The 18,494-nt window shown below is 69.2% G+C and carries 25 protein-coding genes; 4 read left to right on the forward strand and 21 right to left on the reverse strand.

Annotated features, from left to right (window positions below; all coding sequences use genetic code 11):
• Positions 1 to 5: 5 nt before the first annotated feature.
• From OOT46_RS23895 to OOT46_RS23990, 20 genes are all read right to left on the reverse strand, one after another.
• Complete coding sequence (locus OOT46_RS23895; protein ID WP_265406136.1) at positions 6 to 407, reverse strand: flagellar hook assembly protein FlgD; 402 nt, start codon at positions 405 to 407, stop codon at positions 6 to 8.
• A 51-nt stretch (positions 408 to 458) separates the two neighbouring features.
• On the reverse strand, positions 459 to 1,175 hold the full coding sequence (locus tag OOT46_RS23900; RefSeq protein WP_265406137.1) for a hypothetical protein: 717 nt from the start codon (positions 1,173 to 1,175) through the stop codon (positions 459 to 461).
• Positions 1,172 to 1,624 carry a hypothetical protein gene (locus OOT46_RS23905; protein WP_265406138.1) on the reverse strand — a complete coding sequence of 151 codons (453 nt, stop codon included), beginning with the start codon at positions 1,622 to 1,624 and terminating at the stop codon, positions 1,172 to 1,174. Before OOT46_RS23905 ends, OOT46_RS23900 begins: the two co-directional genes overlap by 4 nt.
• Positions 1,621 to 2,940 carry a FliI/YscN family ATPase gene (locus tag OOT46_RS23910; protein WP_265406139.1) on the reverse strand — a complete coding sequence of 440 codons (1,320 nt, stop codon included), beginning with the start codon at positions 2,938 to 2,940 and terminating at the stop codon, positions 1,621 to 1,623. Before OOT46_RS23910 ends, OOT46_RS23905 begins: the two co-directional genes overlap by 4 nt.
• A gap of 1 nt (position 2,941) precedes the next feature.
• Complete coding sequence (locus OOT46_RS23915; protein ID WP_265406140.1) at positions 2,942 to 3,682, reverse strand: FliH/SctL family protein; 741 nt, start codon at positions 3,680 to 3,682, stop codon at positions 2,942 to 2,944.
• On the reverse strand, positions 3,670 to 4,182 hold the full coding sequence (locus OOT46_RS23920; RefSeq protein ID WP_265406141.1) for a hypothetical protein: 513 nt from the start codon (positions 4,180 to 4,182) through the stop codon (positions 3,670 to 3,672). Before OOT46_RS23920 ends, OOT46_RS23915 begins: the two co-directional genes overlap by 13 nt.
• Entirely contained in the window at positions 4,172 to 5,593 is a 1,422-nt protein-coding gene (fliF, locus tag OOT46_RS23925; RefSeq protein ID WP_265406142.1) for a flagellar basal-body MS-ring/collar protein FliF, read from the reverse strand. The genes OOT46_RS23920 and fliF overlap by 11 nt, the downstream gene beginning before the upstream one ends.
• A gap of 6 nt (positions 5,594 to 5,599) precedes the next feature.
• A complete protein-coding gene (gene fliE, locus OOT46_RS23930; RefSeq protein ID WP_265406143.1) occupies positions 5,600 to 5,911 on the reverse strand; it encodes a flagellar hook-basal body complex protein FliE in 312 nt (103 codons plus the stop codon).
• A complete protein-coding gene (flgC, locus tag OOT46_RS23935; RefSeq protein WP_265406144.1) occupies positions 5,911 to 6,342 on the reverse strand; it encodes a flagellar basal body rod protein FlgC in 432 nt (143 codons plus the stop codon). The genes fliE and flgC overlap by 1 nt, the downstream gene beginning before the upstream one ends.
• A gap of 2 nt (positions 6,343 to 6,344) precedes the next feature.
• Positions 6,345 to 6,710 carry a hypothetical protein gene (locus OOT46_RS23940; RefSeq protein ID WP_265406145.1) on the reverse strand — a complete coding sequence of 122 codons (366 nt, stop codon included), beginning with the start codon at positions 6,708 to 6,710 and terminating at the stop codon, positions 6,345 to 6,347.
• A 22-nt stretch (positions 6,711 to 6,732) separates the two neighbouring features.
• Positions 6,733 to 7,854: a flagellar basal body P-ring protein FlgI gene (locus OOT46_RS23945; RefSeq protein WP_265406146.1), complete on the reverse strand. Its 1,122-nt coding sequence runs from the start codon at positions 7,852 to 7,854 to the stop codon at positions 6,733 to 6,735.
• Positions 7,855 to 7,856: 2 nt separating this feature from the next.
• A complete protein-coding gene (locus OOT46_RS23950) occupies positions 7,857 to 8,441 on the reverse strand; it encodes a flagellar basal body L-ring protein FlgH (RefSeq protein ID WP_265406147.1) in 585 nt (194 codons plus the stop codon).
• Complete coding sequence (gene flgA, locus OOT46_RS23955; protein WP_265406148.1) at positions 8,438 to 9,208, reverse strand: flagellar basal body P-ring formation chaperone FlgA; 771 nt, start codon at positions 9,206 to 9,208, stop codon at positions 8,438 to 8,440. The genes OOT46_RS23950 and flgA overlap by 4 nt, the downstream gene beginning before the upstream one ends.
• A 14-nt stretch (positions 9,209 to 9,222) precedes the next feature.
• Entirely contained in the window at positions 9,223 to 9,981 is a 759-nt protein-coding gene (locus OOT46_RS23960; RefSeq protein WP_265406149.1) for a flagellar hook-basal body protein, read from the reverse strand.
• Positions 9,982 to 9,983: 2 nt separating this feature from the next.
• Positions 9,984 to 10,712, reverse strand: a complete 729-nt coding sequence (locus OOT46_RS23965) for a flagellar hook basal-body protein (protein ID WP_265406150.1) — start codon at positions 10,710 to 10,712, stop codon at positions 9,984 to 9,986.
• 73 nt (positions 10,713 to 10,785) lie between these two features.
• The gene (locus tag OOT46_RS23970) at positions 10,786 to 12,819 is read right to left on the reverse strand and encodes a flagellar biosynthesis protein FlhA (protein ID WP_265406151.1); all 2,034 of its coding nucleotides are present in this window, start codon (positions 12,817 to 12,819) and stop codon (positions 10,786 to 10,788) included.
• Between the two features lie 3 nt (positions 12,820 to 12,822).
• Positions 12,823 to 13,905 carry an EscU/YscU/HrcU family type III secretion system export apparatus switch protein gene (locus OOT46_RS23975; RefSeq protein WP_265406152.1) on the reverse strand — a complete coding sequence of 361 codons (1,083 nt, stop codon included), beginning with the start codon at positions 13,903 to 13,905 and terminating at the stop codon, positions 12,823 to 12,825.
• Complete coding sequence (locus OOT46_RS23980; RefSeq protein WP_265406153.1) at positions 13,902 to 14,666, reverse strand: flagellar biosynthetic protein FliR; 765 nt, start codon at positions 14,664 to 14,666, stop codon at positions 13,902 to 13,904. Before OOT46_RS23980 ends, OOT46_RS23975 begins: the two co-directional genes overlap by 4 nt.
• 31 nt (positions 14,667 to 14,697) lie before the next feature.
• Positions 14,698 to 14,964 carry a flagellar biosynthetic protein FliQ gene (locus OOT46_RS23985; protein ID WP_265406154.1) on the reverse strand — a complete coding sequence of 89 codons (267 nt, stop codon included), beginning with the start codon at positions 14,962 to 14,964 and terminating at the stop codon, positions 14,698 to 14,700.
• A 540-nt stretch (positions 14,965 to 15,504) separates the two neighbouring features.
• Complete coding sequence (locus tag OOT46_RS23990) at positions 15,505 to 15,978, reverse strand: HAD domain-containing protein (RefSeq protein ID WP_265406155.1); 474 nt, start codon at positions 15,976 to 15,978, stop codon at positions 15,505 to 15,507.
• A 153-nt stretch (positions 15,979 to 16,131) separates the two neighbouring features.
• Here OOT46_RS23990 and OOT46_RS23995 point away from each other — a divergent pair, with 153 nt between their 5' ends.
• Positions 16,132 to 16,434 carry a helix-turn-helix domain-containing protein gene (locus OOT46_RS23995; protein ID WP_265406156.1) on the forward strand — a complete coding sequence of 101 codons (303 nt, stop codon included), beginning with the start codon at positions 16,132 to 16,134 and terminating at the stop codon, positions 16,432 to 16,434.
• A gap of 66 nt (positions 16,435 to 16,500) precedes the next feature.
• Here OOT46_RS23995 and OOT46_RS31025 read toward each other — a convergent pair whose 3' ends face one another.
• The gene (locus tag OOT46_RS31025) at positions 16,501 to 16,824 is read right to left on the reverse strand and encodes a transposase (RefSeq protein WP_416136248.1); all 324 of its coding nucleotides are present in this window, start codon (positions 16,822 to 16,824) and stop codon (positions 16,501 to 16,503) included.
• A 412-nt stretch (positions 16,825 to 17,236) separates the two neighbouring features.
• Between OOT46_RS31025 and OOT46_RS24000 the strand changes: the two genes are divergently transcribed.
• The 3 genes from OOT46_RS24000 to OOT46_RS24010 all read left to right on the forward strand — a co-directional run bounded on the left by OOT46_RS24000 (position 17,237) and on the right by OOT46_RS24010 (position 18,423).
• A complete protein-coding gene (locus OOT46_RS24000) occupies positions 17,237 to 17,767 on the forward strand; it encodes a plasmid fertility inhibition factor family protein (protein WP_265406157.1) in 531 nt (176 codons plus the stop codon).
• 216 nt (positions 17,768 to 17,983) lie between these two features.
• Positions 17,984 to 18,223 carry an addiction module protein gene (locus OOT46_RS24005; RefSeq protein ID WP_265406158.1) on the forward strand — a complete coding sequence of 80 codons (240 nt, stop codon included), beginning with the start codon at positions 17,984 to 17,986 and terminating at the stop codon, positions 18,221 to 18,223.
• Complete coding sequence (locus OOT46_RS24010; protein ID WP_265406159.1) at positions 18,220 to 18,423, forward strand: hypothetical protein; 204 nt, start codon at positions 18,220 to 18,222, stop codon at positions 18,421 to 18,423. Before OOT46_RS24005 ends, OOT46_RS24010 begins: the two co-directional genes overlap by 4 nt.
• The last annotated feature ends 71 nt before the right edge of the window (positions 18,424 to 18,494 follow it).

Below are 18,494 nucleotides of genomic sequence, written 5' to 3' on the forward strand. Positions count from 1 at the left end.
GCTCCTCAACGGATGCTCTCGACCTGGCCGATCGAGATGCCGGCGATGGTCTCGCCGGTGGTGGTCTGGATGGTCAGTTGCGGCACGCCGGTGGCCAGCGACAGGGACTTGACCTGCCCGGTCACGGCGCCGTTGGCCGTCCGGGCGTCGATGGTCTTGCCCAGCAGGCCCACCGACTGGTTGAGCGACTGCAGGCCGAGCAGTTGCTCCAGGCCTTCGTTGAGCTGGCGCGAGGCATCGAGCGAGGAGAACTGCGCAATCTGCGCCATGAAGTCCTTGTTCTCCACCGGCTTCAGCGGGTCCTGGTAGGTCAGCTCGGTCAGCATGACCCGCAGCAGATCCTCCATGGACAGCGAGGCCGACGCCGGGTTGATATTGCTCACTCCTCCGAGGGGCGAGGTGGCCATGTGGCGTTCCTTTCGATTGCTTCAGCTTCTTGATGGATGGGCCTGCCGGCGTCAGCAGGAAAAAACGACCCGGCCGCGCGACGCGGCCTCCGCCTCGGCATCGCGGGCGCGGGCCTCGAAGACGGTGGCGCCGTTGAGCGTGACCTTGCGCAGCGTGTCGCGTGCGCCTGTCAGGCAGTAGGCGGTTTCGAAGGCGCAGCCGAGTGCCGCCGAGGCGGCGAGCCGGACGTTGCGCACCACGATCTCGACACCCGAGGCGCTCTGCAGCACCTGCACGCTTTCCTCGGCGCGCCGCTCGCCCTCGGCCCGTTCCGGCAGAGGCCGGGCTTTGCGCGCCTGCAAATGCGCCTCGGCATCGGCCAGCGCGCTCCCGGTGGAGAAGGCGGACACCGGGCCGGCAGCCGCCTGCAACGGGCTGCGTTCCGTGGACCGCGCCCCGTGTTCGATGCCCGACGCGGCGCTTGCTCCCGCGACGCCGGGCCTTGCTGCCACCGGGGCCGCCAGTCCCTGGCCCAGCGCCAGGGGCGTGCCGGCCCGCGGCGGGTCACCCAGGCCGCGCGAGATCGCCCGCTCCGCACCGGCATGCGCCAGCGCGGCCGCCCCGGCCTCGGCACCGGCCGGCACCACGCGGGCGGCATCGAACACCTGCCGCCACATCTCGTCCAGCGCACGGCCGTCCTGGCCCAGGCGCGTGGTCGCAGGCGCGCCGCCGCGCTGCCCGCCGTCGCGCCACGGCCCCGCGGCGATCTGCATCGCGTCCGTCGTCATGCCACGCTCCCCTGGGGCCGCAAGACCCACAATTCGTCGATCGTCGCCAGCTCCCGGTTGGCGTGCTGCCGTCCTAGTTCGAGCCGCTCTTTCTCGGCGCTGCGCTTGAGCTGCTCCGCGCGGTGCCGTGCGGTCGCCAGTTCGGCGCGCTCCGTCTCCAGCTGCCGGCCCAGCGCCGCCAGCTCGTCGGCCAGCGCCACGCCGCGTTGCCGGCTGGCCTCCAGCTGGGCCCGGACCAGGCGGACCCGCTCGGGATTGAAGGCCCTGCCGCGCTCGAAACACTTGCCCAGCTCCTCCCGCAGGGCGCCCGCGTGCTGTCGCTCGGACTCGGCCGCCGCTTGCGCCCGGGCCAGCTCCTGCTCCAGGCGCTGCAGCCGGGCGCCGCACTCGGTGACGTCCCAGTCCGCCTGGACCGCCAGGGTGGCGAGGGCCTTGGGCAGGTCGCTCATGTCTCGCTCCCCAGGCCCTGCACCAGGGCCTTGAGTTGGCGCAGGGTCTCGGCGCGCGGCTGCGACGTCGAGGTGGACTGGGCCAGGAAGGCCTGGATGCGGGGCATCGCGTGCACCGCCACGTCCAGGCGCGGGTTGATCTGCGGCTTGTAGGCGCCGACCTCGATGAGCGCGCGATTGCGCTCGTAGAGCGCCAGCGCCGCGAGCAGGCTGCGCACCAGCTTCTGCTCCTCGGCGGTGGTGACGGTCGAGCTCAGCCGGCTGATGCTCTTGAGCACATCCACGGCCGGGTACTGCCCGGAGCTCGCGATCTCGCGCGACAGCACGATGTGGCCATCCAAGGTCGCGCGGATCGCGTCCGTGACCGGCTCGTTGAGGTCGTCGCCTTCGACCAGCACGGTATAGATGGCGCTGATGGAGCCCGTGCCGACGCCGGGGCCGCAACGTTCGCAGAGCTGTGGGATCTCGGAGAACACCGAGGGGGTGTAGCCGCGGGCCGTGGGCGGTTCCCCGGCCGCCAGCCCGATTTCGCGGCGCGCCATGGCGAAGCGTGTCAACGAGTCCATGGTCAGCATCACCGCCTGCCCCTGGTCGCGGAAGTGCTCGGCGATGGTGGTGGCGACGTAGGCCGCCTTGACGCGCAGCAGCGCCGGCTCGTCGGCGGTCGCGACCACCACCACCGAACGTTGCAAGCCCTGGGGCCCCAGCTGGTCCTCGACAAACTCGCGCACCTCGCGCCCACGCTCGCCGATCAGCGCAATGACGTTCACATCGGCACGGATGCCTTGCGCCACCATGCCCAGCAGCGTGCTCTTGCCCACCCCGCTGCCGGCGAACAGGCCGACACGCTGACCCTTGGCGAGCGTCAGCAACCCGTCGATGACCTTGACGCCGGTCTCCAGCACTTCGGTGATGCGGGAGCGCTGCATGGCCGCCGGGGGACGCGTCTCGCAGTCGCGCCAGCCCTCGTGGCGGATCGGCCCCTTGCCGTCCAGCGGCTGGCCGAAGGCATCGATCACCCGGCCCACCATGGTCGCCCCGACCGGCGCCTTGAAGGTCCTGCCCGTGGCGACCACCGGGCTGCCCATCGCGATGCCGGCCAAGGTGCGGTAGGGCATCAGCAAGGCGCGCGTCCCCGTGAAACCCACCACTTCGGCCTCGATGCCGCGGCCCCCCTTGCCGGGCCCGATCTCGCAGATCTCGCCCACATAGGAGGCCAGGCCCTCGGCTTCGAGGAACTGGCCGCGCGCCTGCGTGACGCGCCCGCCGCGCTCGGCGAGCTCGGCGTGTCGTATGGCGGCGGCGAGCTTGTGCACCTTATGCGGCCCCCGAATGGCGGTGGGCGTCGAGCAGCGCCTTGAGGCGCCGCAGCTGGGTCTCCAGGCTGGCGTCGTGCCGGCCGTGGCCGGTCTCGATGACACAGCCGCCCAGCGCCAGGGTTTCGTCCGCGCACAGCACCAGCGCGTGACGCGCGCCCTCGGGCGACAGCAGCCACGGCTGCAGGGTTTGCACGTCGCGTGGATGCAGCTTCACCGTGAGCGGCCCGCGGTGGGGCAGCGCATCGAGCTGCTGCGTGACGCAACCCGCGACCGCCGCCGGCGTCACGGCGTGTTCACCGAGGATGCGGCAGACCGCCGCGAAGGCGATCTCGCCGACGTCGTCCTGCAGCCCTTGCAGCAGCTTGCCCTGTTCGGCCTCGATGCGCTGCAGCACCTGGCGGACCTCCTCCAGCGCCTGCTGCCGCAAGGCCTCCTCGGCGGCGGCGGCCTCCTTGCGGCCCAGCTCCAGGCCCTCCTTGCGACCCTCGGCGCGGCCTCGCTGGCGCTCTTCTTCGAACAGTCGGGCCGCCTCGTCCGCCAGCTCGCGCCGCACCGCGGCTTCCGCCTCGCGGCGCAGTGTGGCCGGGTCGGGCGCCGAGGGCTGCGCCGGGCGTGCAGCGCCGGCGGCACCGGTGGTGAGCCCTGCCGATCCGGGAAGCGTCGAGGCAGCCGTCACGCGGGGCTGTCCCAGCCTGGCTTTCTCCGGACCCAGCTGGACCGCACGTATCACCGCATCCATGCCCGCACCTTGCTCAAGAGACCGGTACGGCGGGCGCCAGCGCCCGCCTCGCACTGCCGCCGAGCCGCCGTCAGCAGGGCTTCGGCCAGCGCCTGGCGCGCCAGCGGCCCCAGGCGCGGCGATTGAGACTGCGCCCGCTCGATGGCGCTGCGGCGCTCCTCCGGCAGCAGCGCCAGCAGCTCCGCCTGCCGGGTCGCATCGATGACCCCCAACGCCGCCGCCGCGGTGGCGGCGCCCTGGGTCAGCAGCGCCGCAGCGAGCGCGTCCGCCGGCAGGGCCGCGAGCCGATCGTCCAGCGAGCCGGAACGGGCGGGCGCGTCGGCAGCGGCCGCGCGCGCCAGCGAGGTGGGCAGGCCCAGCGCGTTCAATTCTTCGAGCAAGGGCTCAAGCCGAGCACGCTGATCGGCGTCGAGCGTGGCGAGCACCTGCTGGCGCACGCTCGGCACGAGGGCATGCAAGGCCAGCGCGGCTTCGCGCAGCTGGGCGGCGTCAGCGGCCATGGCTGCCCTCCCCGTCCCCGAGCCAGCGGCGGATGCGCGCCGAGGCCAGCGCCACCTCCTGCGCTTCCTGCGCCTGGCGCTCGTCACGGCGTCCGCCCCCGCCCAGCCTCACCAGGGCCGCCACGCCCGCGAGCGCGAGCAAGGCCAGCAGCGCCGCCATCACCAGCTGCTGCGCCCACGGGGTCGGCGCCAGCTCGGCGGCCGTCGGCTCGGCAGCCCCGGACGCCGGGACGGCCGCCGCCTGGCCGCTGCCCGTCGCCCCTGCGGCCGGCAGCAGCACCACGGTCACGGCGTCCCCGCGCGCACTGTCCAGGCCCACGGCATGGCCGACCAGCCGCTCGATGCTGGCGCCGTCGAGTCGGTCGGGAGCGCCATGCAGCGCGACCGCGACGCTGAGTCGCTTGACCGAGCCGGGCATGGACAGCGACTGTTCGATGCGCTGGCCGACCTTGTAGTCGTACTCCCAGCCGGTGTCCTCGTTGCCCCCGCCCTCGCTGCGGTCCTGCGCTGCGCCGGACGAGCGCTGCGTCTGGCGCTCGCGGCTGACCACCCCGGCGGCCTTCTCGCCCGGTTCGCCGGGCGGGGCGGCCAGCGGCTGCTCGGTGGTCACCTTGAGCTGCTTGAAGTCGAGCGTGGCGTCGACCGAGGCCGCCACCCGGGCCTCGGGCGCGAGCTCCTCGAGCAGCGTGCGCAGCTTGCCTTCGAGGTAGGCGTCGACCTCGCGCTTCATCTCCAGCTGCGCGTTCGAATAGTCGATCTCGCCGCCGCGGCCAGCACCGCTCAGGCTGACCCCGGACTCGTTGAGCACGGTGACGTCGTCGGCGCGGATCTCCGGCACCGAGGCCGCGACCAGCCGCTGGATGCCCCGCACCTGCGCCCGCGTGGGCACCTGGCCAGGCGCCATGGCGAGCGTCACGGCGGCACTCGCCTGGGTCTGCTGGCGCCGGATCACCCCGCCCTCGGCGAGCACGATGTGCACCCTCGCCTCGCGCACCCCTTCCATCGCCTGGATGGTGCGCGTGAGCTCGCCCTGCAGCGCGCGCTGGTAGTTCACCTTCTGGGCGAACTCGGTCATCGAGAAGTCGGTGTCGTTGAACAGTTCCAGGCCGACCCCGCCGCCGGGGACGGCGCCGCCGGCCAGCGCCAGGCGGGCGCGGCCGACCGAGGCCTGCGGCACCTCCAGGGTGTCGGCCCCCACCGCGATGCGGTAGGGGATCTTCTGCTTCTCCAGCTCGGCGACGGCCTGCGCCATGCGCTGCGCCGAGAGCTGCGAAGCCACCGGCACATAGGGATCTCGCAGGGCCCAGTAAGCCAGGGCACAGGTGGTCAGCACGATCAGCAGCAATCCCAGGGCGAAGCCCAGGCGCCGCGGCGCGCTCATCTCGGACCAGGTTTCAAGTAGCGGCTTCACCGGACATCACATCTGCATGCGCATCAAGTCCTGGTAGGACTCGACGAGCTTGTTGCGAACCTGGATGAAGGTCTGGACGCTGATGCGTGCTTTCTCCAGACTGATCATCACCTCGTGCAGCTCGACCGGGCGGCCGGCCGCCATGTCCCCGAGCGCCTTCTCGGCCGCCTGCATGTCACTGTTCATCTGCACCAGTTCCTTCTCGAACAGGCCGACGAAGCCAGGCGCCGCGGTGGCGCTGGCGGTGGCGGCCTGCGACGCAGCCTGGGTGCCGGACGTCGCTGCCAGGGCGGCGACAGCGCTTGTGCTCCAGTCCATCACTGGCCTCCGATCTCGAGGGCCTTGAGGGCCAGGGTTTTGGTCGCCTGCAGCGCGGCCAGGTTGGCCTCGTAGGCGCGCATCGCGCTGGTCACGGCCATCATCTCCCGGACATGGTCGACACCCGGGTAGCTGACCATGCCGTTGGCGTCCGCGTCGGGGTGGCCCGGCTCGTGCACCACCCGCGGCTTGACCAGCGGCTGCTCGACCACCCGGGCGCTGACCACCGCGGGGCTGGGGCCGGCGGCGCCCCAGGCGGCCTGGAAGCGGGTGCTGTCGGCCTGCATCACCACCGTCACCGGGCGGTAGAGGTCGGCCACGGCCTTGCCGGTCGAGGTCATGTTGGCGATGTTGGCGGCGGCGGCTTCGATGCGCATCTTCTGCGCGACCATGCCGGAACCGCTGATCTCTGCAGCCTTGAAGTAATCCATGTTCAGCTTCTCCCTCCGCTGGCGATCGCCTCGGCGATCGAGAAATATCGGCTCAAGGCCTTGGCCATGGCCTGGTAGTTCATGGTGTTCTTGGACAGCTCGAGGAGCTCCTCCTCCAGGCTGACCTTGGGGTTCGACACGTCGGGGACGACACGCGGTCCCGCAGGCGGCTGCAGGCCGGCGAGGCCCGCAGTGGCGGGCCCCTCCCCGGCCGCGCCGAGGGCCTGGTCGAAGGCCACCTTCAGGCGCACATAGGCTTCGCTGTCGCGGTTGGCGATGTTGCTGGCGCTCACCCGGTTCTGCATCGAGGCCGCCGTCAGCGAGGTCGAGATCTGCTCGACGAGCAGGGCGTAGTTGGGCGTGGGCATGGTGTTTCCGGATCGAGAAGGACTACTGCACGATGAGTTCGGCGTGGAGCGCACCCGAGGCCTTGAGCGCCTTGAGCACCGAGACGACGTCACGCGCACTGGTGCGCAAGCTGGCCAGCGCCTGCACCAGGTCGGCAATCGTGCCGCCCGGCTGGGTCACCAGGGTCGCGCCGCCCGGCTCCTGCAGGTCGATGCGCGAGTTCGCGTAGGACTCGGTGCGGATCGCCTCGGTGGGATTGCGCAGCAGGCCCGGTTGCGACACCGCGTTGTCGGTGACGATGGAGATGCGCAGGTCGCCGTAGGTGATCGCGGTGGGGGCGACGCGCACGTTGGCGCCCGCGACGACGGTGCCTGTGCGCTCGTTGACGACAACGCGGGCCCGCAGGTCCGGTGCGATCTCCAGCGCCTCGATGCGCTGCATCAATTCCACGAAACGGCCGCGGTAGCCGTCGGGCACGGTGACCGAGACGGTGTCCGGGTCGCGCGCCTTGGCGTAGCCGCCGCCCAGGCCGGCGTTGATCGCCTCCGCGATGCGCGCCGCGTTGGTGTAGTCGGCCTCCATCAGCGAGACCGAGAAGCGCGCCACCTGGGCCGTGTCGGGCGCAGGCGGTGCCACCTCGATGGTCCCGCCGCCCGGGATGGTGGCGACGGTGGGATGGTTCTTCTGCCCCATCGTGCCGTTGGCCTCGTAGCGGTAGCCGCCGACGGTCAGGCCGCCCTGTGCCAGCACATAGGTCTTGCCGTCGGGACCGTTGAGCGGGGTCAGCAGCAGGTTGCCGCCCACCAGGCTGCGCGCGTCGCCGATGGAGGTGACGGTCACGTCCACGGTGTCGCCCGGGCGGCCGAAATTGGGCAGGCTGCCGCTGACCATCACCGCCGCCACGTTGCGGCTGTTCACCGCATCCGGCGGCAAGGTCACGTTGAACTGCGACAGCAGGTTGGCGAGCGACTGGCGGGTGGCCCGATTGGCCGGCGAATCGCCGGTGCCGGCCAGGCCGGTGACCAGGCCGTAGCCCACCAGCGCGTGCTGGCGATCCGACTGGACCCGGGCGATGTCCTTGATGCGCACGCCTGCGGCGCTCGCCGTGCCCGCGAAACCCAGTGCCCCGGCCACCAGCAGCGTGAAGCAAAAAGCTCGGTACATCATCACAAGCCAAACAGGGAAAGAAGTTTCGTGAACCAGCCCGGACGGCTCTTCTCGGCGATGAAGCCCTCGCCGTCGAAGCGGATGTCGGCATCGGCCACCCGTGTGGAAGGCACCAGGTTGCCGTCGCTGACGTCCTTGGGCCGCACGCGGCCGCGCAGCGTGATGAGCTGGGACTCGCCGTTGATGGTGAGGTCCTGCCGGCCGTACACGATCAGGTCGCCGTCCGGCTCGACGCCCACCACGTTGACCGTCAGCTGCGCCAGCAGCCGTCCGCTGCGCTGAGTGCGGCCACCGCCGTCGGACTCGGTACCCAGGTTGGCGGAGGCGCTGCGCCCGGCCGCCTTGAAGGGATCGATCTGGGCCGACACGCCGGTCGAACGCCCGGCCGTCGAATCGGCCGTGGTGCTGGCACTCGCCTGCTCCTGAATGACCACGGTGAGCAGGTCGCCCACTTTGAAGGCCTTCTGATCCGCCACCAGCGGGCGGTAGGTCTTGGGGTCGTAGAGGCTCTGGCCTTCGTTGGCCAGCACCGGGGCCGCCCCGACAAGGGCCAGCGCCACCGTCGCCGCACGCAGGCAATTCATGGCATCGCTCCTGGTTCGACCACCACGGCTTGCGGGCCGATGACCCGGGCCGCGACGGTCTGACGCGAAATATGGGGACGCACGCGCACCGGCTCGCCGAGCTCGGCATCGGCCAGCGCAATGCCGGCCGATTCGAGCACCACGGCGCCGGCCTGCACACGGATCGACACCCGCTCCATCTCCGCGACGGCCGGCCGCGCGCCGACATCCGCCGCACGCAGGGCGTCGCCCGCACCGAGCGGCCGGCGCAACACAGTGCCTTCGGCCAGGGCGCAGGGCGCCGGCAGCCAGCCCTGGCGTCCCAGGTCCACCGGCCGCTGCTCCAGCGAGAGATCCGCACAGCGCACTGCGGCGCCGCGGGCCATGGCACGTCGCAGCACCAGCAGGTCCTGCTTGAGGCGGCCGGTGACGGTCGCCTGGCCCCGCTGGGTGCCGGCGAGCACCGTCAGGCGCAAGGGCAGCCGCACCGGCTCGCGGCCCGGCGGCTGCCAGGCGGGCAGTTCGAGCACCATGCCGTCGCGCAAGCCGTCCAGCCCGCTCAGCCGCACCTGCGGGTCCTGCAGGTGCAGCCCTTGGCGCGCCAGCGCTTCGGCCAGCCGGGCGAGGATGGCGGAGGACAAGGCGGCGTCCCCGCTATAGCGAAACGTCGGCGAGGCGGCGGACGCCTGCAGCGGCGCCGGCTCCGCCGCTGCGGGCAGCGCTGCGAGCGACGCGGTCAGAGCCAGGCACAGACGGGCAGAAGCCGGCAGCGCCAACAGGAAACGCAAGGTCCTCACGGTGTTTACCGGCGCAGCGAGTTGGTGAGGCCCATCATCTCGTCGGCGGCCTGGGCCACCTTGGCATTCAGCTCGTAGACACGCTGGGCCAGCATCAGGTGCACCATCTCGTCGACCATGCGAACGTTGGAGGCCTCCAGCGCGCCAGAGGAGAGCGGGTTGGCCCACTGCTCACCGGGCCAGGCCCGGGCGGGCTCGGCGTTCACATCGCGCAGCTCGAACAGGCCGCTGCCCATGGGGGCCAGCGTCTCGGAACTGGTGAAGTTGACGAGTTCGATCTGACCGAGCACGGTCGGTTTGTCGTCACCCTTGAGCAGGGCACGCACGCTGCCATCGGCCAGCACTTCCACAGCGGTCGAGCCGGCCGGGATGCGGATGTCGGCCTTCAGCACCTGGCCGCTCGCCAGGCTCAGCAGGCCGTCTTCATTGATCTGCAGCGAACCGCCGCGCGAATAGGCCGTGCGCCCGTCGCGCAGGTTGACCTCGATGAAACCCGGCCCCGTGATGGCAACGTCCAGCGGGCGGCCGGTGGGACGCACCTCGCCGGGCACCAGGTCGACCCGCACCTGCGTGAGGCGGGTGGCTTCGGCATTCTGGGCCGAGGCGCCGGCGGGCGCGGCACTGCGGTCCAGCAGGCCGCTGAAATCCACGGTGCGGCGCTTGTAGGCCACCGTGTTGGTGTTGGCCAGGTTGCTGGCGATGGTGTCGAGCTGGTCCTTCTGCGCCTGCAAGCCCACGGCCGATACCAGGAATGCGTCCCACATCTTCAGATCTCCCCGATTTTCTGGATGGCCCGACCGAGCACCTCGTCGTAGCCCTGCGTCACCTTCACCAGGCTTTCGTACTGGCGCGTCAAGGCCATCAGCGCCAGCATGTCCTGCGGGCCGCCGCTGTTCGAGGCCTCGACGAAACCCGAGCGCAGCGCGACGCGGCTGCTGTCCACCGGTGTCAGCCCGCCGCTCACGCTCAGGAGGCTGCCCTGCCCGGGGCTGAGCTGCGCGTCTTCGGCCGGAGCGAAGAGCTGCAGCACCGCCTGCACGTCGCCTTCGTGCACGATCTCGCCGGTCTCGCGGACGCTGACATCCGAGCTGCCCAGGCGGATGTCGCCCGTGCTGCCCTGCACGCGATAGCCGCGCTCGCCGACCAGATAACCTTCCGCGTCGACGCGGAAGGAACCGGCGCGCGTCAGGAACAGCTGCTGTCCGTCCGACAGTGCGAAAAACCCCCGGTCGCCTTCGATCGCCAGATCCAGCGGCTTGCCGCTGGCCATCAGCTGGCCGGCGCGCAGGTCGACGCCACGGCGCATCTGCGGCGCGGCCTGGGTCGCGACCGTCTGGGCGCCCTGGGCCGCGAACTGGCCGGCGAAGGTGGCCGCCGCCGCGACCTGGCGCCGGTAGCCCGGCAAGGTCGCATTCGCGGCATTGCCGCTGATCGCGTGCAGGCGCTCCTGGCCGGCCTGCAGGCCGATCTGCACGATCGCAAAAACGTCGCTCATCTGTGTTTCCCTCCCCCGTGTTCGCCGGGTTTGCAGTCTTGCTCTGGCTCTGTATCGGTCGTTGGTCGTCGTGCTAGGTGGCCGTGATCGAGGCAAAGGCCCTCAGCTCATAGCCCGGTGGTATCTCGGCCATCGACACCACGCGCAGGTGCGGCGTCGCGCGCTCGCACAAGGCGCGCAGCTGGCGTCGCAATTCCGGCGCGCACAGCACGACCGGGATCAGGTTGGACTTCATCATCCGTTCGGAGCTGGCCGCGATGCGCAGCAGCAGGCCGTCGATCAGGCGCGCGTCGCTGCTGCCCGCCTGGCCGGTCGCCTGGCGCATCAGGCCGTCCTCCACCTCGGGGTCCAGCGTCATCACGTGCAGCGTCTTGCGATCGGCGCTCAGGCTGTTGCAGATGCTGGTGGCGAGGCGCTGGCGCACCGCTTCCGTCAGAGCACCGGTGTCCTTGGTGGTGCGGGAGGCGTCGACCAGGCACTCCACGATGGCCTGGATGTTGCGGATGGGCACTTTCTCGCGCATCAGGTTCTGCAGCACCTTCTGCACATCGCTGACTGCCAGCAGGGTCGGGATCAGCTCCTCGACCAGCCCGGGTTGCGCGGTGCGCAGGCGGCCGAGCAGCTTGTCGGTCTCGGTGCGCGTCAACAGCTCGGACGCCCGCTGGCGCATCACCTCGCAGAGGTGGGTGAACAGCACGTTGACCGCGTCGACCAGGGTGTAGCGCGCGGCCCGTGCGGCGTCGCGGTCGGCCTCCTCGATCCAGAGCGCCGGCAGGCCGTAGGTGGGCTCGCGCGTCTCGACGCCGCGCACCAGGGTCAGGTCCCCGCTGGGGTGGATCGCGAGCGTCTTGCCCACCATCACCTGCGCCGAGGCCACCACCTCGCCGAAGAGCGAGATCGCGTAAGCCTCCTTGCCCAGCGAGCCTGATTCCTTGAAACGCACCTTGGGAATGACAAAGCCCATCTCGCCCGCGAACTGGGTGCGGAAGGCCGCCACGCGTTCCATCAGGATGCCCTGCTCGCCGCCCAGGTGCTGGGCCAGCGCGGAGCCGAGCTCCACCTCGACCGGCTCGACGTCGTAGACCGCGTAGGGGTCGTCGGCGCCGAGCTTGTCCTGGGCCGCATCGTCCGGCTTGGCCTCGGCCTTCGCTGCCTTCGCGTTTCGCGCCAGGAAGTAGGCGGCGGCCACCCCCGCGGCGATCGCGAGCACTGGCACCAGCGGCATGCCGGGCAGCAGCCCGATGCCCAGCAGCACCACGCCGACGATCGCCAGCGTGCGCGGGAAGGCCCCCAGCTGACGCAGCACTTCGGTGCCCAGCTGGCTGTCGGACGAGGAGCGGGTGACGATCAGGCCGGTGCCGACCGAGATGACCAGCGCAGGGATCTGCGTGACGATGCCGTCGCCGATGGTCAGCAGGGTGAAATGGCGCAGCGCCTCGCCCCAGGGCATGCCCTGCTGCAGCACGCCGATGACGAGGCCGCCGACGATGTTGATCAGCATGATGACGATGCCGGCGATGGCGTCGCCCTTGACGAACTTGCTGGCGCCGTCCATTGCGCCGTAGAAGGCCGCTTCGCGTTCCAGCGTCTTGCGGCGGCGCTTGGCTTCGTCCTGGTCGATGAAGCCCATGTTGAGGTCCGCATCGATGCTCATCTGCTGACCGGGCATGCTGTCGAGCGTGAAGCGCGCGGCGACCTCCGAGACCCGCTGCGCGCCGTTGGTCACGACCACGTACTGCACCACCACCAGGATCAGGAAGACGATCATCCCGATCACATAGTTGCCGCCCACCACATAGGTGCCCACCGCATTGATGACCCGCCCGGCCTCGCCGTCGGACAGGATCAGTCGCGTGGCCGACACATTGAGCGCCAGCCGGAACAAGGTGGCGATCAGCAGGATGGCGGGAAAGGTCGAGAACTCCACCGGCCGCGGCGCGTAGAAGGTCATCAAGAGGACCAGCAGTGCCAGCGAGAAATTGAGCAGGATCAGGAAGTCCAGCAGCGCCGACGGGATGGGCGCGAACAGGACCAGCAGCACGCCCATGACCAGCGCGATCAGCGCCAGGTCGGTGTTGCGGCCGAGGATGGCTTTGAGGGCGGACATCGCTCAGGCTCCCTGGGGCCGCGAGGCCGGACGTGCCGCATACACCCAGCGCAGGATGCGCGCCAATTGGCCGAAGTGCTGCTCGGGCACGTAGCGGTCTTGTTCCACGTCCGCGAACAGGGCCCGCGCGAGCGGCGCGTTCTGCACGATGGGCACGCCGCGGCGCGAGGCCTCGCGACGCATGCGCAAGGCCAGCTCGCCGGCGCCCTTGGCCGTGACGCGGGGGGCCGGCATCTCACCGTGGCGGTACTCGACCGCCACGGCATAGTGGGTCGGATTGGTCAGCAGCACATCGGCCTCACCCACCTTCTTGACCGAGCGCGCCCGCTTGGCCCATTCGGCCCGCAGCTCGCGCAGACGCTGCTTGATGCGCGGGTCGCCTTCGCGTTCCTTGTGCTCCTCCTTGACTTCGCGCTTGGACATGCGCATCTGGCGCAGGAACTCCCAGCGGGTGAACAGCCAGTCGACGTAGGCGAACATCGCGAACAGCACCGCGACCAGCGCGAGCATCTCGCCAAGCAGCGCGATGGACTGGCGCAGCAGGCCTCCCGAGGGCAAGGCAAGCAGGCCGAGGAACTCGTCGACCTTGGCCCAGCCCCAGGCGCCGACCACCGCGGCCATGAAGGCCAGCTTGAGGCTGGTGCGCGCCGTTTCGTAGACCGTCTTGACCGAGAACAGCCGCTTGAAGTTGGCGGCCGGGTTGATGCGTTCGAACTGTGGCTTGAGCGGCTCGGCGGTGAAAACGCCGCGCGCCTGCGCCGCACCGAGCACCAGCGCGGTGAGCCAGACCACGAACAGGATCGCGGCCACGGCCTGCAGCGCGAAGCTGCCGAGCGCCGAGACCAGGCGCAGTGCACCGGCGGCCGACAGCTGCTCCTGCGAGGCATGCATGAAGGCACGCGGCAGCAAGGTGGCCAGCTCGCGCAGCGTGCTTTCGCCCAGCCCGTAAAGGCAGGCGGTGGCGGCCACCAGCACGAAGGCGAAACCGACCTCGGCGCTTTTGGCAATGGAGCCGCGGCGATGCGCCTTCTCCAGCTTGAAGCCGGTGGCGTCTTCGTTGCGGTCGAGTTCCTGCTGACCGCTCATGGGCGTGCTCCCAGCACGTCGGAACTCAGCGAAAACAGGCGCTCGACCAGCGGCGCCCAGGCGGGGATGCTGACCGTGAGCACCAGCAGGCCGATCAGCACCTTGACCGGGATGCTGAGCAGCAGCACGTTGATCTGCGGCGAGTTGCGCGAGATCAGGCCCATGGCGACATCGGTGACCAGCAGGGCCAGCACGGCGGGCGCGGCGAGCGCGAGCCCGAAGCTGAACAGCGCGCCGACGGCGGACAGCATGCGCAGCGGGTCGGCGAGTTGCGGGAACTCGCCAAGCGGGAAGACCGAGAACGACGCGGCCAGCATGGAGGCGAGCGCGATGTGCGCGTCGGCCATCACGAACAAGGTGACACCGAGCAGGCTGAGCAGCGAGGTGAGCACATTGGCGCTGGAGCGCGTGACGGGGTCGAACACCGAGCCGATCCCGAAACCGATCTGCACGTCGAGCAGGCGGCCGGCGACGGCGAAGGCGGCCATCACGACATGCACGCCCAAGCCGAGCAGCGCGCCGGAGACGGCTTCGGCAGCGACGGCGACCATCAGCGCTCCACCGTCGTCGAGCAGCCGGGGATCGGCCGTGATGTTGCCGCCGGCGCAGACCAGGGCGGACAGCGCGACGATCAAGGCGACGCGCACCATGGCCGGCAAGCCATAGGAGGCGAGTACCGGCGACATGCCGAGCGCGACCGAGAAGCGCACCGTGATCAACATCACGGCGGTGCCCCAGGTGGCGAGCGTGTCGAAGTTCATGGTCGGCGGGCTCTTGGGCGAAAGACCCGGCTCAGCCGAGCTGGGCCAGGCGGCCGTACAGCTCGGTGGCGTAGCCCGTGAGCTTGCCCAGCATCCAGGGCGCAAGCAGGATCAGCGCCACGACGAAGATCACGAGTTTGGGCACGAAAGCGAGCGAGGGGTCCTGCACCTGGGTGACGACCTGAAGCACGCTGACGATCACGCCAGTGACCAGGATCACGGCCAGCAAGGGGGTGCACAGGATCAGGCCGATCTTGAGCATGTCGCTGGCAAGCTGCAGAGCAAGCGCGGTGTTCATGGGCGCGGAGCCGGCGGTTACATATCGAGGGAAAAGGGGGGGTGCGCTACCACGGCGGGAGAAGCTGAAAGCCCCCTGAAAGACCCGTCAAAGTAAGTACCGGATTTGCGGCAAAGTGTCTGACCCTCGACAGCGCGGATGCTTTGCATACCTTGTTCTTGCTCTTTGTTTGTATTGCCGGATGACAGCGGCAACGCACTGTAACGAAAGGGGTTAGTAAGTGGCAACCCTCAGAAAAGGGGGTGTCAACTCTTACAGGTGACATGTTGGTAAAGCGCCGGGAGTTACGGAAAAGAGCTTGCGTGGACACAAGGTGTTCGGTATCCGCGCGCACGTTTCGACCTCGCTGGGCGAGGCTTTAGGGCCCGGTTCGGATGCGCAGAGGGCGGGGGTCACACCCACGCAAATGTCTGAAGAACCTAAATTTGAAGTCCCGCATGTCGGAACATGGCAGGGCGTGGCACTTACGATTTAAGACCTGCCCCCGTCCAGTGACGACGGCTTCGTCGGTGGGCTGCGCACCAGCGGGCAAGTCTGGCCTCACTGTGCGGCGTCCAACCACGGATCCGCCCACAACCAGGCTTGCAGTTGCTCCTGCACCTCAGGAGACGAAATCCCTGATCTGGGATCGCATGTGATGAGCTTTTGCGGGGCCGGCTTGGCCATATCGCCGCGTGTCGCATCGAGGACGCGGTAGTCCCCGACGCCCGCCGCGTTTTTCAACCAAGCGGAGACGGACTCGTAACTCCGCCCGGCAGGCGTGACGCCGAGATAACGCGAAGCAAGGGGCCCGAGCAGGTGCACCAGTTCCCGGTGAGAGTGGATGTAGCGCCAACTCGAATAGATCACGATACCGACATCCTCATGGGGGGCGAGCAACCGTTCCAGGATGGGCACCCACTGGCAGCGGCGAGGGAGGCGGGTCTCGACGACAGGAAGCCCCTCACCGATCCGTCCCGGACAGCTGACGAATCGATCCGGGTGCAAGCAGCCGTCGCAATCGACGAAGAGCATTCGCATCGGCGTCTCCCAGAAATTTTGTCCTGCCGCCTGCTCACGCCACCTGCCGGCAGTGTGTGTGATCACACGAAACGAATTCTGTAGGGTGTAGCCCTATAGGGTTCCGGGTGCGTCAATCGGCGGGTGTCGAATCGAAACAAAACCGTGATGCAGTCGAAGTTCGCACGCACGCTGCGGGCCGTGCGCGCCTTGCGGGGCCTGTCGCAGGAGCAGTTCGACACCGTGAGTGGTCGGACCTACCTGAGTGCCGTTGAACGCGGGCTCAAGGTGCCCACGCTGGGGAAGATCGAGGAACTGGCGAGCGTGCTCGAAGTTCATCCCGCGACGCTCCTCGCGCTCTCGTACTGCGCCGATTTGAGCGAAGAGTCGTTCAGAGATCTCTGGGAGAGGGTCGCGGTAGAGGGCGCCGACCTGCTTGCGGCACTGGCTCTTGAGAAAGCAAGCCGGTAGGTTTCGTCCCTCCAGCAAGGCATCCAGGAGGCGTCAGAGGCCCTAGATTTGAAGGCCCGCAGGGCGTCAGGGGGCGTCAGGGTCAGATACCGTCATGAAAGTCAAGTTTCGGCATCGCGATCTGCAGGTTGAACGGCTGCCCGAACGCAGCACGCCGTAGATCAGTATCGCCAGCTTGTGCATGCAGGCCCCGATGACGGCCTTGGGTGCCATGCCGGTGGCGCGCAGCCGATCCCCAAATGCCTTGACCGCCGGGTCGTGGCGGGATGCCACAAGAGCGGGCATGTACAGCGCACGCCGCATCTGGGCGTGTCCGGCTCGGCTGATCATGGCCCTGCTACTGCTGCAGGGCCCGAAGATATTGGGCAGGCTGACGGGCGTCCTGCCCATCCTCCTGTACCTGCGCTGACTGCCGTCTGTGGCCGTCGCGCCCTGGAACGCCGCACGGCGACCTGTGCGCTCAATGTGTTCCAGGACCCGGCAAGCCCTGGTCGCGGTTGAAGCCGGGCGAACCGTCGCGGGCGCTTGTCCACTGAAACGTTGGACAAACCGGTGGGCAAGACCGGTCGCCCCGCCCGCTGGCCCACGTGGCACTGGCGCCGCTTGGATTGCTGCAAGATTTGGCAGGCGGGGTGTTCCTCGAGGCAACGGCTCTTGCACCCGCTCATCACGATGCTAGAAAAACAGCTTCCCCTCGGTCGCGGACCGCAAGCCGGACGGCACGCTGACCGGCTACGGTATGTTGTGAAATGCCTGCCAGGTCAGAGCCCCAGGAGGTGGCAGCATGTGCAAAGTACTGGGCGTGCAACGCTTTTACCGGACGAAGGCCGTCGTCTTCGAGATCGAGACGGCCAGCGGCCACCCGGTCTACATGAAAGCAGCACTCACGCCGTATATGAACGACAAGAGAGCGGTGGTGTTGGTCGACGCCGCCAAGTTTTTGGCTCTCTGGCGAGCCGATCCGTTTCGCAGCAATGCGGACATCGCCTTCCAGGCGCCGGCGACCTGGCCGCACAACTACAAGTACCCGGAAGCGGCCGCAGGGTTCGCCCGAGGCGCGGCCGCTCCCGTCCCCTTGGCGTTGGTGTCCTGTCTGGTGGGAGAGGGGCGCGTGGTTCACCGCGAGCGCCACCTCCTGTTCCTCACCCGGGTGTGCCACGTTGAGACCGTACGTGTGCCCTATGTCGGCTTCACCAACGGCATCACCCGCACGATCTGGCTCTTGGCAACGGTGCGCGCTCCTTCCCGGTCGAGGTGGACCGCGCTGAAGCCACCTTGCTGCACCAGCACGCAGGCGCCGGCGCGCCACCACAGACCCTCGACCGGCTGGTGACCCGGTTGGAAGCGGGCGATTCAAGCGGATGGGCTGATCGCGTCTGACGCGGCCGCCGGCGCAGAGGGACCACTACCCTGCCAGGCGGTCAAGATGCACGCGCTGTGACGGTGCATTCTCTCCCTATTCCAGCGTACTCCAGCGCGGAAAACGCTGGAACACCTGGCGTGAGATGCGTTCTAATAAGCCTCACCCGCTTTGCGACACAAGGCCGCCATGTTGACCCTCGACCAAATCCGAACTGAAGCCCGCACTCTGTCGGAAGAGGAGCGCGCGGCACTGGTGCTGGACCTGTTGGAGTCGCTGGACCCGGCCGAGCCTTCAGAGGACGTCGAGCGGCAGTGGAACGAAGAGGCGCTGCGACGGCTCGACGAATACGATCGGGGCCTGACCGAGGCGATCCCCTCGGAGCAGGTCCACGCCGAGGCTGTGGCCCTGCTGCAAAAGTACAAATGACGCTGCCGCGGCGGTTCCTGCCCGCAGCTCGCCGCGAGTACCTGGAACAGATCGCCTACTACGCGCAGCGCGCGCCCGACCTGGGGCGCCGTTTTGTGCAGGCCATCAATGAGGCCGAGCAGCGTGTCGCCGGGTCAGCGGGCGGGGGTCAGGCCTTAAATTTGAAGTCCCCCATCTCGCCGCCTACATTGGGGGCATGACCCGTCCGTTGCGCATCGAGTTTCCCGGCGCTGTCTATCACGTCACCTCACGTGGTGATCGACGCGAGCCG

This window comes from Aquabacterium sp. A7-Y (assembly GCF_026153205.1).
Lineage (GTDB): Bacteria > Pseudomonadota > Gammaproteobacteria > Burkholderiales > Burkholderiaceae_C > Caldimonas.

Excerpts from the sequence above, each read along its gene's own strand:
- OOT46_RS23895 (WP_265406136.1), bottom strand. The coding sequence starts at position 407 with ATGGCCACCTCGCCCCTCGGAGGAGTGAGCAATATCAACCCGGCGTCG.
- OOT46_RS23900 (WP_265406137.1), bottom strand. The coding sequence starts at position 1,175 with ATGACGACGGACGCGATGCAGATCGCCGCGGGGCCGTGGCGCGACGGC.
- OOT46_RS23905 (WP_265406138.1), bottom strand. The coding sequence starts at position 1,624 with ATGAGCGACCTGCCCAAGGCCCTCGCCACCCTGGCGGTCCAGGCGGAC.
- OOT46_RS23915 (WP_265406140.1), bottom strand. The coding sequence starts at position 3,682 with ATGGATGCGGTGATACGTGCGGTCCAGCTGGGTCCGGAGAAAGCCAGG.
- OOT46_RS23920 (WP_265406141.1), bottom strand. The coding sequence starts at position 4,182 with ATGGCCGCTGACGCCGCCCAGCTGCGCGAAGCCGCGCTGGCCTTGCAT.
- fliE (WP_265406143.1), bottom strand. The coding sequence starts at position 5,911 with ATGGACTGGAGCACAAGCGCTGTCGCCGCCCTGGCAGCGACGTCCGGC.
- flgC (WP_265406144.1), bottom strand. The coding sequence starts at position 6,342 with ATGGATTACTTCAAGGCTGCAGAGATCAGCGGTTCCGGCATGGTCGCG.
- OOT46_RS23940 (WP_265406145.1), bottom strand. The coding sequence starts at position 6,710 with ATGCCCACGCCCAACTACGCCCTGCTCGTCGAGCAGATCTCGACCTCG.
- OOT46_RS23945 (WP_265406146.1), bottom strand. The coding sequence starts at position 7,854 with ATGTACCGAGCTTTTTGCTTCACGCTGCTGGTGGCCGGGGCACTGGGT.
- OOT46_RS23950 (WP_265406147.1), bottom strand. The coding sequence starts at position 8,441 with ATGAATTGCCTGCGTGCGGCGACGGTGGCGCTGGCCCTTGTCGGGGCG.
- OOT46_RS23960 (WP_265406149.1), bottom strand. The coding sequence starts at position 9,981 with ATGTGGGACGCATTCCTGGTATCGGCCGTGGGCTTGCAGGCGCAGAAG.
- OOT46_RS23965 (WP_265406150.1), bottom strand. The coding sequence starts at position 10,712 with ATGAGCGACGTTTTTGCGATCGTGCAGATCGGCCTGCAGGCCGGCCAG.
- OOT46_RS23970 (WP_265406151.1), bottom strand. The coding sequence starts at position 12,819 with ATGTCCGCCCTCAAAGCCATCCTCGGCCGCAACACCGACCTGGCGCTG.
- OOT46_RS23975 (WP_265406152.1), bottom strand. The coding sequence starts at position 13,905 with ATGAGCGGTCAGCAGGAACTCGACCGCAACGAAGACGCCACCGGCTTC.
- OOT46_RS23980 (WP_265406153.1), bottom strand. The coding sequence starts at position 14,666 with ATGAACTTCGACACGCTCGCCACCTGGGGCACCGCCGTGATGTTGATC.
- OOT46_RS23985 (WP_265406154.1), bottom strand. The coding sequence starts at position 14,964 with ATGAACACCGCGCTTGCTCTGCAGCTTGCCAGCGACATGCTCAAGATC.
- OOT46_RS23990 (WP_265406155.1), bottom strand. The coding sequence starts at position 15,978 with ATGCTCTTCGTCGATTGCGACGGCTGCTTGCACCCGGATCGATTCGTC.
- OOT46_RS23995 (WP_265406156.1), top strand. The coding sequence starts at position 16,132 with ATGCAGTCGAAGTTCGCACGCACGCTGCGGGCCGTGCGCGCCTTGCGG.
- OOT46_RS31025 (WP_416136248.1), bottom strand. The coding sequence starts at position 16,824 with ATGGGCAGGACGCCCGTCAGCCTGCCCAATATCTTCGGGCCCTGCAGC.
- OOT46_RS24005 (WP_265406158.1), top strand. The coding sequence starts at position 17,984 with ATGTTGACCCTCGACCAAATCCGAACTGAAGCCCGCACTCTGTCGGAA.
- OOT46_RS24010 (WP_265406159.1), top strand. The coding sequence starts at position 18,220 with ATGACGCTGCCGCGGCGGTTCCTGCCCGCAGCTCGCCGCGAGTACCTG.